The 12,498-nt window shown below is 39.0% G+C and carries 12 protein-coding genes; all 12 read right to left on the bottom strand.

The genetic code is table 11. From position 1 onward, the window contains the following. Positions 1 to 73: 73 nt before the first annotated feature. The 12 genes from H0184_RS16870 to H0184_RS16815 all read right to left on the bottom strand — a co-directional run bounded on the left by H0184_RS16870 (position 74) and on the right by H0184_RS16815 (position 12,495). Entirely contained in the window at positions 74 to 664 is a 591-nt protein-coding gene (locus tag H0184_RS16870; RefSeq protein WP_221827151.1) for a hypothetical protein, read from the bottom strand. Positions 665 to 889: 225 nt separating this feature from the next. Further along, the gene (locus H0184_RS16865; RefSeq protein WP_260631612.1) at positions 890 to 1,735 is read right to left on the bottom strand and encodes an alpha/beta fold hydrolase; all 846 of its coding nucleotides are present in this window, start codon (positions 1,733 to 1,735) and stop codon (positions 890 to 892) included. 55 nt (positions 1,736 to 1,790) lie between these two features. Then, entirely contained in the window at positions 1,791 to 2,510 is a 720-nt protein-coding gene (locus tag H0184_RS16860; RefSeq protein ID WP_221827150.1) for an ABC transporter ATP-binding protein, read from the bottom strand. Then, complete coding sequence (locus tag H0184_RS16855) at positions 2,503 to 4,293, bottom strand: branched-chain amino acid ABC transporter ATP-binding protein/permease (RefSeq protein ID WP_221827149.1); 1,791 nt, start codon at positions 4,291 to 4,293, stop codon at positions 2,503 to 2,505. The genes H0184_RS16860 and H0184_RS16855 overlap by 8 nt, the downstream gene beginning before the upstream one ends. Next, on the bottom strand, positions 4,290 to 5,165 hold the full coding sequence (locus H0184_RS16850) for a branched-chain amino acid ABC transporter permease (RefSeq protein WP_313771784.1): 876 nt from the start codon (positions 5,163 to 5,165) through the stop codon (positions 4,290 to 4,292). Before H0184_RS16850 ends, H0184_RS16855 begins: the two co-directional genes overlap by 4 nt. An 11-nt stretch (positions 5,166 to 5,176) precedes the next feature. After that, complete coding sequence (locus H0184_RS16845) at positions 5,177 to 6,334, bottom strand: ABC transporter substrate-binding protein (protein WP_221827147.1); 1,158 nt, start codon at positions 6,332 to 6,334, stop codon at positions 5,177 to 5,179. A 114-nt stretch (positions 6,335 to 6,448) separates the two neighbouring features. Next, positions 6,449 to 7,660 carry an FAD-dependent monooxygenase gene (locus tag H0184_RS16840; RefSeq protein WP_313771783.1) on the bottom strand — a complete coding sequence of 404 codons (1,212 nt, stop codon included), beginning with the start codon at positions 7,658 to 7,660 and terminating at the stop codon, positions 6,449 to 6,451. A gap of 94 nt (positions 7,661 to 7,754) precedes the next feature. Then, the gene (locus H0184_RS16835) at positions 7,755 to 8,516 is read right to left on the bottom strand and encodes a maleate cis-trans isomerase family protein (protein ID WP_313771782.1); all 762 of its coding nucleotides are present in this window, start codon (positions 8,514 to 8,516) and stop codon (positions 7,755 to 7,757) included. Positions 8,517 to 8,566: 50 nt separating this feature from the next. Then, on the bottom strand, positions 8,567 to 9,607 hold the full coding sequence (locus tag H0184_RS16830; RefSeq protein WP_221827145.1) for a M29 family metallopeptidase: 1,041 nt from the start codon (positions 9,605 to 9,607) through the stop codon (positions 8,567 to 8,569). An 84-nt stretch (positions 9,608 to 9,691) separates the two neighbouring features. Then, a complete protein-coding gene (locus tag H0184_RS16825; protein ID WP_313771781.1) occupies positions 9,692 to 10,351 on the bottom strand; it encodes an isochorismatase family protein in 660 nt (219 codons plus the stop codon). A gap of 275 nt (positions 10,352 to 10,626) precedes the next feature. Continuing rightward, positions 10,627 to 11,394, bottom strand: coding sequence for an isochorismatase family protein (locus H0184_RS16820; RefSeq protein ID WP_221827144.1), 768 nt, complete (start codon positions 11,392 to 11,394; stop codon positions 10,627 to 10,629). Between the two features lie 306 nt (positions 11,395 to 11,700). Beyond that, positions 11,701 to 12,495: an XdhC family protein gene (locus H0184_RS16815; RefSeq protein ID WP_221827143.1), complete on the bottom strand. Its 795-nt coding sequence runs from the start codon at positions 12,493 to 12,495 to the stop codon at positions 11,701 to 11,703. Positions 12,496 to 12,498 lie beyond the last annotated feature (3 nt).

Raw genomic sequence — 12,498 nt, 5'->3', positions numbered from 1 at the left:
TGACCATCAGAACCGTCCCTCTGGATGCACCTCTGGATGCACATAAAAAAACTCACAAACATTTTTGTGAGTTTTATACTTTTTTTAGTTGGGAGTTATTTTGAATGGCCGCTGCATTTTCACTTAGAAGCTTGGTCAACTTCTTTTTGGTTCCTTCTGAGGTAACGATACAACTGATTGGAAAGACTTTTGTCTTAACTTTCAATTCATATCCGTTGTTGACCTCTTTGGAGTAGCCATAAAATTTATGGTTTGGATTAATGGGGATAAACTCAAAGGATTTTATACTTTTCCACTTAACAAACTGACTTCCGCTCAGCAGGCCTCCATCCACGCTGGCAAATACATTTAATAGGTTATGTGAATAGATCAAGGGAAGGAATAACAACAAGTAAAATGACCATTCAATATTTTTATTCACTGTTCCGATTATAAGCATTGCCATTAAGTAAATTAACATTAAAAAGTATACGATTATACCAACTTTATGTTTAGAAAGGGTCGGTTCAACAACTGCTTTCTGAGGGTATTTCCGAATGGTCAACATTTCCTCTTTCGTTGATGGCAGAACTATCTTTTGGTTCATTTTTATTAAGAGCTGAACAAACTTAGAGCAATGGTACACAATTACTATTAATAAGGTAACACTAAGCAATAATTTCATCTAATCCCCCCGAGCGATAGAAGAGCTATTATTACTATCTACGAATCAAAGCGGATTAGGTTTCATTTTTTATCTTTATAATAGTATTAATTACAGAAACATAAAAAACTCACTACGCAATGCAGTGAGTTATATCCTTTATTCAAACGATTTTCGATTTAACGATTTGATGTGTCTATGTTATAGTGTTCAGCTAACACCCCGCCCTGCCCTCACTAAACCATATTAAGAAGTTATGGGAGCTATATGCTTATTGATAAAAGCAATCGTGGCACTTACAACGGACGCAGGATCTTCTTTATAGATCATATGACCAACACCTTTTATCCTTTGGGTTTCGATAACCTGATTCATTCTTTGAATGAGAGATAATTCTTCCTCCCGAATCGTATCCCCAAACTCTGCAGCAAGTAAACAAACAGGATTAGATACGTTCTTCAAATGAGCATGAAAAGGTTCTTTCAATAGTGATTCATACGATTCGATAATAGCTGCTTCCGACACATTGCGATATTCCTCTGCTCGTTGTTGGACCTGCTCCTCAGTGAATTCAGGCGGAAGGTAGGAACGAAAAAGGCCAATTTGTCCTTCTTCAACCGCTTGCTTTTGCTTTAGGAACATTTCCTCTAAGGGGTTAGGATATACCTCTCGCTGGCCAGGTCCATTAATCGGGGGATCAATCAAAACCAATCCGGAAACAAGCTTAGGATACTCACTGGCAAAGGCCGCTGCGATCCTTGCTCCCATTGAATGGCCAACGAGAATCGGGGCAACCGGATTCGATACTAGATAATTAATAACTAACAACAAATCGTCCACATAATTTTTCAGTTTATATCCTTGATCCGGCCAGCTTGATGTTCCACGTCCGCGTACATCCATAGAAATACAGTAGTATTCATCTGGTATTTGTTTCATTAACTGAGCAAATGAATAGCAATAGCTAGTGATCCCCGGAAGTAGAATCAAGGGAATACCTTTTTTATCACCTTTGGCTAATAAGTGGATGTTCACATCCATACCTTTTAAATAAATATCTTCAAATGGACTATCCTTTATAAACGAATTCAAAGCAGTCTCTCCTTTACCTTTTACTAACCTAAGGAAGTATCTACTGTCCTATCCTCTAAACCACTGATTCCTGTTCATGCTGCCCTAAATAAATTGATTGGATTTGCTGATCATTTCTTAAGACTTCGCATTCACCGGATAAGACACATTTTCCTAGTTCTACGACATACGCCCGATCAGAAACATCCAATGCAAGCTCCGCGTTTTGTTCAATGAGCAGTATCGTCATACCAGACTTGCGAAGTGCAATAATAGAATCAAAGATCATATCGATGATTTGCGGCGCTAAGCCTAGGGATGGTTCATCGAGCATTAGAAGTTTCGGTTCTCCAATCATTGCACGGCCAATCGCCAGCATTTGCTGTTCCCCGCCGCTCAAGCTGCCTCCTAGTTGTTTGCGACGCTCTTTCAAACGTGGAAAGATGCTATAGATTTCTTCCAGTCTAGCTTTGCTTATTTTCCCCTTGAGAAAACCTCCAATTTTCAAATTCTCTTCTACTGTTAAGGTTGGAAAAATTCTTCTTCCTTCCGGTACCTGAATAATTCCTTTTGATACAATTTTATGAGCGGGAAGCTGGCTTATATCCTCCCCGTTAAACTGAATTGTTCCTTGCTTCTGTTTAATAATTCCGCTAATCGACATCAAAGTGGTGGACTTCCCTGCCCCATTGTTTCCAATGAGACAGACAATTTCCCCTTCATTCACTGTAAAGCTTATATCTTCAAGTGCCTGCGCATTTCCGTAAAAAGCTTGGAGATGTTCAACATTAAGCATGCTTTTTATCTCTCCTTCCCAAATAGGCTTGAATAACTTCAGGATCATTAACTACAGCTTGAGGCAATCCATCCGCAATTTTCTTTCCGAAGTTAAGGACGGCCATATGGTCGCAAATCTTGGATAATAGATTCAAGTCATGTTCTACAATGAAAATTGTAATACCAAATTCATTACGCAAGCGGATGATCAAGTCTTTTAAATTTTCCCTCTCTTTTAGGTTAAGGCCAGCTGCAGGTTCATCCAAAAACAGAACCTTAGGCTGGGATGCCAGTGCCCTTGCAATTTCAACCAAACGGCGATGTCCATATGAGAGATTGGCACATAAATCGAACGCTTTATCTTCCAACCCCACAAGATTTACTATACTCATGGCAATGCTATATGCTTTCTGCTCTTCAATGTGGTACTCCTTATTTTGCAAAATAGCCATCCCGATATCATTCTTAAGTATCGTCGATGTTCCAACCATAACGTTTTCTACTACCGTCATACTGTTAAAGAGTTTGCTAGTTTGAAAGGTTCGCACCATTCCTTTGGCTCCAACGTAATACATCGGCTTGCCGCTAATGTCTTCGTCCAAGAAAGTAACCTTTCCTATTGTCGGCTTCTCTAAGCCCGTTATGGTATTGATAAAGGTTGTTTTCCCAGCCCCATTCGGGCCAATCAAACCGAAGACCTGACCTTGCTTTACTTCCAAGTCAACATTATCAAGGGCTACAACACCCCCAAATTGTTTTGTAACATGATCCATTTTCAAAATGGTCTGGTTCGTATCCTTGGATTGGGATAAATACTTTTTTAAGCTCAGATTTATTTTGGTGTACTTAATAAGGGTTTCCTTTGTCTGTTTTTGAAATTTCTTAACCAAACCATATAGTCCGTTTGGCCAAAAAATCATCATTACTACGATAAACAATCCATAAAATATTGGTCGATAAAGCGGAATTTCTTTCAACACTTCATTTAAGAAGGTAATCCCAAATCCTCCAAACAAGGCTCCAACAAATGATCCCAGTCCCCCTAACACTACCATTAGGATAACCGTAATGGATTCATGAAAGGAAAACGGTTCTGGACTGACGAAAGCATACATATGTACCATGACACTTCCTGCTAAACCTGCCCAGAAACATCCTAAAATGAACCCTTTTATTTTTGTTAACCCGATATTGATTCCAAGTGAAGAAGCGGCCAACTGGTTATCGCGAATGGCACGAAAATTACGGCCGAGTCTTCCCTCAGTTAACCGGATCATAAATAGATACTGAACGATGAGTACTATGGAAGCTAAAATGAAAAATTCCTTCTTCGAATCAACAACCCAGCCGAAAATATTCGGAAATGGAATACCCGGAAGTCCATTCCATCCCCCCGTGAGGTTTCCACCATTGGCAAAAACAATGGTCAAAATAAGATTGAACGCTAAGGTGGACATTGCAAAATAGATTTCACCCAGCTTGGCCATCGGTGATAGAATGAGCGATACGATTGCTGCCACTACCCCTGCCATCAAAAAAGCGAGGACAAAATTCCAATCATAATGATAGGTCAGTATAGCTGAGGTATATGCACCGATTCCAAAAAAACCAGCATGCGCCATGCTTACCTGGCCGGCATATCCAAAAATCAACTGCAAAGAAACTGCCAGTATCGTATAGATTACTGCTTGAGAAAGTAAAGATAGCATATAATTCGATTGTACAAAGAGTGCGATGACTAATAAAATACCCAGAGCACCGATCAATGTGCCATATTTCTTTAATACGGATTGATTCATCATGCAGTATCCCTCCGTTGTTTAATTCCTAATATACCAGTAGGTCGGAATAACATAACTGCGATTAATATCCCATATAAAATTAAATCCCGAAACTGCGAACTGACCATGGTCCCGCCAAATGCTTCAATCAGGCCTAGCAAAATCCCTCCAATTACTGCACCCGTCACATTGCCAAATCCTCCAACAACAGCGGCAGCAAAAGCTTTGACCCCAATTGTTCCCATATCATATGAAGCATAATAAATGGGACCAAGCAACACACCAGCTATTCCTGTCAATCCTCCAGCGATTAAAAAGATTATTGCGATGTACTTATGGTTATTGACACCTAGCAATTGAGACATAATTCGATCATCTGCAATGGCACGCATCGCTTGACCAAGACGCGTAAATCGGAAAAAGACCTGGAAGACTATCATGATCGCAAAACTTAATAGAATAATCAGAAAACTCATTCCGGAGATTTGTGTTACACCCAAGTTAACTTGACCCTGTGAAATGTTGTTTGGGAAGCTTAAAGGCTCAGCCCCCCATAACAGGGCACCTATTTGGGGCAAACTGATTAGAATTGCAATGCTGGCAATCAGGACGTGAACGTCCTGACCACCTCGCTTTTGGATAGGATGGAAAACTAAAGTATTGGCTAAGTAACCAACAGTACCTGCAATTACCATAGCGATAATAATCGACAAATAATAATTTGTCGTCAAAGTGCTGATAACTGAATAGCCAACTAGGCCACCAACCATAACAAACTCGCCGGTCCCAATATTTAGCACTCCAGAAGAGCGAAAAATCAAACTATAAGACATAGCGATCAAACTATAAATACAGCCAACGGCTAGTCCACTTACTAATATATCTAAGTACACGATATCCCCCCTTAATAGGAACCAGGTTCTAGTGTCTTCTCCAATTTTAAGGATCCATTATCCCACTTGATAATATAAATAGGCTTGGTAGATGATCCATCAGAATTAAAGCTTGTAACACCTGATGCTCCAACATAGTCTTTGATTTTCAACAATTCTTTTTGAACCTTAGCTGTGTCTAAGCTATCTGCTTTTTCAATTGCTGACTTCAGGATATAGACAGCATCGTATCCATGGACCTGATATACGTTTGGTTCCAAATTAAATTTTGACTTCCAAGCTTCAATAAAGTTTTTTGTTTCATCCCCAATGGTTTCACTAGAAATATAGGCAGAAGATACATAGGTATTATTCGATGCATCCCCGGATATCTCAAAATACTGAGGGTTAGAAATTGGATTCGTTGCAAAAATCGGCTTGTCATATCCAATTGCTCTGGCCTGCTTGGCGATTAGACCGCTATCCGCTGCATACCCAGTGGCAAAAATTGCAGCATTTGGATAATCGTTGATACCCTCACTAATATAAGAATTAAAATCCTTTGCATCTATTGGGTATTTATATTCCTTGACAATCTTGCCGCCATTTTTCTCATACTTTTCTTTGAAAGCCTTTAATACACTTGTTCCATAGGTATCATCCCGCACAAAGGCAATCACTTCTTTAACTCCCATTTCTTTAGCCGCATAAAAAGCAGATGACCAGCCAAACTGGTTATTGTTAGCTAAATTCACAAAAAAGCGAGGATCTTTTGAGACAACCTTTGGGTCAGATGCAATAGGCGATACAGCAATCATGTTATTTTGTTTGACCTTAGCTACCTGAGATAATGCTACAGCACTGCTCGATCCACTAATGACATACTGAATTTCTTCATTTGCAAATTTATCAATGGCTTGCTGCCCTTTAAATGGATTTCCTTCATCGTCTTCCTTCACGAGTTTTACTGTCTTTCCGTTAATTCCGCCATTCTCGTTAACCTCTTTGATTGCATACTCTACTGCTTCAAATGTTGGAATTCCAAACGCTGCTGTAGGACCACTAAGTCCGCCTACATAAGCAATTGTCATTGTACTTTCTGCTTCCCCAGAGGTGGAACCATTGCTTGAGCACCCTGTAATAACCAAAAGTATCGCTAAACAGACAATAATGGACTTAAGTTTTAACATCAATACGCCTCCTTTTTCATTTTAAGCAGTATTACCTTTCTATATCAGAGAATAGCCAGTCATTAGAGGTAAACAACAACCAGAGTATTTTTTCATTTTGGCGTTAATCGTTCCTTATACTTGAGCCTTAGATGTCCCAAAACGCTGACGACATGAAGTCGCATCATATTCATATACCCACTCAGCACTAATACCAACAGCATTAGGATTTTGGGTCTGCCTTTCCCGTAATTCTAGATCACGCTTGCGCTGCTCCTCAGGAGAATCCAGATGATAGGTACGACCTCTTTCACGTGCTTGAAGTTGCACATCCCTTGTTCGATTGCGGCGCTCTTTTTCATACGCTTCTAATGCCATGGCTACGTCCCCTTCGAAATGATCTAGTGCTTCAGAAAGGACATAAGCATCTTCTATAGCCATAGCAGCACCTTGAGATAAGTACGGAAGCATAGGATGTGCAGCGTCACCCAGGAGTGTCGCATTCCCTTTGGACCACTTCTCCATAGGATCACGGTCATACAATCCCCACTTAAAAACCTGTGAATTATCTGTACGTTCGAAAAGACTTATCAAATCAGAGTGCCAACCATCATACGCTTCTAATAGTTCCTTAGTTGAACTTGGCTCAGTCCATGATTCTTTCACCCACTCATTTGTTTCTTTGCAAGCAACAATATTTACTGCCTTACCACCCTTGACGTAGTAGGTTACCACGTGTGCTTTTGGACCAAACCAGAATGATGCTGCTGGCTGAACGAAAGGCAAGGGATGCTTGTCGACCGGAACAAGCGCACGCCAACACATGTGACCAGTAAACGTCGGATCATCATTGCCCCACAATGCTCCCCTGACAGCAGAACGTATTCCGTCAGCGCCTACAATCAGGTCAGCCTCGAACTCTTCTCCATTATCAAAAACAGCAACTGCCTTTTCACCTTTTTGTATTACATCTACACATTTGACATTGTAAGTAATGCACTCTTCTGGTAACTCTTCTGCTAAGATACTGTGTAGATCAGCTCGGTGCAAATGATAGTACGCTGCACCAAAAAGTCTATCAAATGTACCCTTTAAGGGAGTACGAAATAATTCCTCACCTGTCTCCCAACCACGACCCACCATCGCTTCTGGCAAGAAACCAACTCTATCAATCTCGTTATCTAGGCCTAGTGAGTTCAATACCTTGACAGCATTAGGAGTCATTTGGATTCCAGCGCCAACCTCCCTGAATTCCGAAGCTTGTTCAAACAATTGAAAAGAAATACCACGCTGCCTCAAAGCTCGAGCCAAAGCTATCCCGCCAATACCACCACCGACAATACCCACAACCAAAGACTTCTTCATTCTTTAAATCACCCCAATATTATTTTTATAAAGGAAAAAGTAACAAATCCCTTTACAACAGTGCTTTTTCACAGTTTTAAACTTTAATATTACCAGATAATAAACCCCCGGCATTTGGTACAATTGGATCCAACTCAAGCGATTTGAGAATCTGGTATACCGTTGCAGTAGCTGCAGAAAGTACAGGCAGCCCTATTTTATTCTGAACCGGCTGGATTGCCGGTAAGGACGGCATTTGAACACAGGCGGATAGGACCACTGCCTCCGCTTGGCTCACATCTAAATTGTCAACAATATCAATAAGCCTCATAGGATCGAGTTTCCCCACTTCCAGATTATCCGGAACCTCTAAACTTATTGAATCCGTCACTTCGATTCCTGCATCGTTCAAATACTCAATGACCATATTCGTTAAAGGCTTCATATAAGGAGTAATGATTGCGACTTTCTTCACTCCCAGCTCCTTGATTCCTGCTACTAGAGCGCCAGCACTGCTAATAACAGGAGAAGCTCCTCCATTTTCTGCTACTACTTCTGACAACCGGCTCTCAGAAGACACATGATAGTTACACCCTTGGGCCATGATGGCCACTAAACAGGCATAAGCCAGAACATCGCAGCGAGCATCAGACAATTCCAAAGCACAACGATCACTGTCACTATCCATTTTCTTCAATTCTTCTTTTGTTACATGCATCATTCTCATCCGGCTGGAGTGAAAGGTAAAGGAACAATCATCTTTAAGTTGTGATCTTTGCTGCAACATGGCTGGAATTTCGGTCTCCATGGTTGTATTTGAACTAGGAACAATTAAACCAACTCGGTAATTCTTTTTCATGTGTAGCCTCCTATTAATCTTTAAAATAATTACTTTACAAATTTATATAATTAAGCGTGCTGTGGTTTTACAGGTTTCATCTCGTCTATAACAATATCACCATCTTTAACGATTAGCTTACCATCAAGGTATAATGTACAATTTTTCATTGGTAAATCAAGATGACATGGGGTATCATTATTTCCGCCTAATTCAGAGTTGGGCCCTAAAGAGAATAAGACATTTCCATAAAAAGCACGCCCATCCATTCCAAATACTTGATCATCAAACGCCAAACTGTGCCATTGAGCTCTTTCGTTCAGCCCCCATCCGATGTGTGATATTGCGTAAGCGCGTGGATCATTAAAGCTTTCTATATACTCCTTCATCAGCATGGCATCAAATCCGCCTTCAATCTTTGTTACAAAACCATCTTTAATGGTTAACTCAATTGGATCTTGTAAATATCTGTTAAAAGGGAAGAAGATATCACCTTTATCCATAACAACAATTCCATCAACTCCACCATCGTTGGACGTTGCTGCAGCAAAACAGCTTGGCAGGTGATCCCATCTTCCTGGCTCATCCGCATATCCATATTCGGTAAGGATTGGGTATTGTCCTAATTGGTATTTCACATCTGTTCCTGCCTTATTGGTTACCCTTAGTTCTTTTGCGTTTCTTAATAGTTCGGTTGCATATAGTACTCTCTCTTTATCGGATTCTTTTGGGAACATTCTTTTGATCACATCAAATGGTTCAACAACCAGCAAGATTCTAACACCTGCATCTTGAAGTTCTAACTGTTCTTTAGAAAATAAAAGGAGAACTAAGTCAATAACAAGATCCGCCTTTTTTAAACATTCCACAGCAACTCGATTATCAGTCAATGGGGTTATTCCAAAAGTATCTTTACTTGCATTTTTGACTGGTGGAAGTTTCAATTCAAAGGCGTTCGCTCCGATTTGTGAAGCTGCCGTTAAAAACGCTTTCGCATAATCGGCCCTAATCTCTCCAGAGGTTAATACAGCCATTGTTTCAGTCGGCTTTAATTTACATAATGCGAGCTCTTTTTTGAACAAGGAAACCATTTCATCTAATTCAACTGTCATTAATAAACACCTCTTTGATTTATTTAATAAGTTTTTCAATAAATGAAACAACAAATCCTTTAAATTAACAAATTATTCACTTAATTATTTTTTTAGAGAATCCAATGTATATTTTGTTGAAACGGCTGTTACTACTTCATCCGTATTTAATACATCTGCATATTTCTGGCGTAAATCAAAAAGACTTTGCTCATGGGATGCTACTGAACGATCACCCACAGCATCTTCAACCACGATTGGTCTATACCCTAATTGCAACGCGTCAACAGCGGTCGCACGAACGCAGCCACAAGTCGTACATCCTACGATAATAACGGTATCAATATGATTTGCATTGAGGCGTGCAATAAGATCAGTCCCAAAAAAAGCAGAGGCATATTTCTTTACAATTAACCCGTCTCCATAACGAAAATCTAATCTTTCATCAACATTTACCGCATCAGTACCGGTTTTTAATGTCTTCAAACCCTCCATCTTTTGGTACCAAATTCCAGAATCAGCAAGGGAATCATCATCGTAAGCAATAGTAGTAAAGAAGACTGGAAGTTCCATTTGGTGTAAAGTTTTTAAAAGCTTATTAACATTTCTAATTTGTTCTGTTAAATCAGAGCCCATTGGCATGCTGGGATCTGTAAATCCTTTAATCATGTCCACAACTATCAAGCCCGGTTTCATACCGAAACCTATTAATTTTCCAAATCCTCTTTCTTCAAAAAAAGTCTCATCACCTATTGGCTGCGTCACTAAAGCTCTACCTCCCTAATCCTCCAAGGTTGGGTAAACCCACCTTTGTAAGTCATTCAATTGTGTAACTTTATAGATGGTAGTAATAAGTAATAAAAGTTGTAACTCCTGCTAAATCTCTTTTTATCTACCAAACCTACCAAAGCTTCCATAACTAAATTCTATCCCATGTTTTGAATAGTGTCAATATTTAATTTATTTAAATTATCAGAATTTTAAAAAACCCATGGATTATCTCTTTGGATAATTCACGGGTTATAATATGACTTATTTTTTTATTGCTTCATACCTTTTAAAACCTTATCTAGACTCATTACATCTGCATATCTTGCGTTTAAGTCTATTAACGTAGAGTTTTGTAAAGTCTGGTTACGATCTCCTACAGCTTCTTTAGGGATTATAACACTGTAGCCCCTTTGAAGAGCATCTACCGCTGCTGCTCTAATAGATCCACTTGTTGTGGCTCCTGCTAATATTACAGTATCAATTTGCTGCTGTTTTAAAAAATTATCGATTTTTTCATCATATAAGCTTGAGATATAAACGGTATGACTAATCAAATCAAAAGGATAATGACTCAGAGCAGGATGAATGTTGACCCAAGAACTTTCACGATCTAAAATTTGAAGCGAGGGAAATTTTTTACACCATATTCTGGAGACCATATTATCTGATTTATAAATAGTAATGCCGAAGATTATTGGTATTTTTTGTAAAATTGCCTCGTCGATAAGTTGTTTTGTTGCCGTAATCTCATTTTCCATTTTAATCGATAATTGAGAATGTGGGTCTGTAAACGCTAAAGTCAAATCACGAATTAAGAGAGCAGGTTTTTTACCAAAGCCAATTTGCCCTGAAAATCCTTGATTAGAATAAAGGTGGTGTATTTCATCCAGGATATATCTTCTTTGTCCTCCAGGTGTATATATAACCTTTAAACCATACTCTTCGATATTTCCATTTTTCTCTAACCGCCGTAATGTACTAGGAGAAATCCCTAATAATTTTGCAACTTCGGATATATTTAAAAGATTTTCAAACACATTGATTCCTCCTTTCACAGAATTCTTCCAGAATAACTTTCTAAAGTTAATTAAATGTTACCAAAATTTTTGTTTTATCGTCCATTATATTTTAAGTTAGTACTGGATTTCCTTAGCAAATTTGTACTATAGATAGTTAAATTCTCAGTTATGATAGAAAAATCCTTCTCTAATGGAAATTATAGTTTAGTTTTTTCAAAAAAATAAAACACCACAGTATCAATTTGTGGTGTTCTTTGTATTTATATTATAACCAATTCATTTAAAGGTACCTGTGGTATTTTGGTTCAACTTTAATTCTACTTTCTATTTAATTAATTGTTTCACTTTCATAGGCTTCGTTTCCTTGGTTAATTTGATGATTTCACCGATAATACTGATGGCAATTTCTTCCGTTGTTTCTGCACCAATCTCCAGCCCTATTGGAGAATGAACCTGCTCGAGCTGATCTTGTGCAACACCTTCACTTTTTAGTTTTTCAAAAATCGTAAATACCTTTCGCTTGCTGGCAACCATTCCAACATAAGCTATCGGGAATTGCAGTGCTGTTTTTAATACAATATCGTCACGATCTTTTGTCACAATGATTACATAGGAATTTTCATTTAGGTTTGCAGCGAGTAGTGCCTCTTCAATATCCTTGTTTACAAAAAGATTTGTCGCATTAGGAAAACGTTCTCTTGTTGCATAACCAATTCGGTCATCGACAATGCAATATGGGTATTCAAGGGAATCGGCTAACTTTGATAACGCATGTGCTAAATGACCGGCACCGGCCAAAACGAGTTCAGGTCTGCTTGTATAAACCTCAATGAACACCCTCAGTGTTCCGCCGCAGTTCATTTGAATTCCATCTTTCGCGTGTTTATTCAATTTATATTCAACGATTTTTGATTTACCGAGTTGGAGTGCTTTTACACTTTCTTCAATAATATAGTGTTCAGCCAAGCCCCCTCCGACAGTGCCTTCTATTGTACCATCCCGGTAGACAATCATCTTTCCAACGTGCCTGGGAGTCGAGCCCTTTGATTCTATAATCATGGCTAGCGCAAAGGTTTCGTTTTGACGATTCAGCATGGCGACTTTTTCCATCAGTAGCATGAA

Source organism: Neobacillus niacini (assembly GCF_019749295.1).
Taxonomy (GTDB): Bacteria; Bacillota; Bacilli; order Bacillales; family Cytobacillaceae; genus Neobacillus; species Neobacillus niacini_D.
Note: the sequence above shows the minus strand (reverse complement) of the source record. Positions and strands in the feature narration are given on the sequence as shown.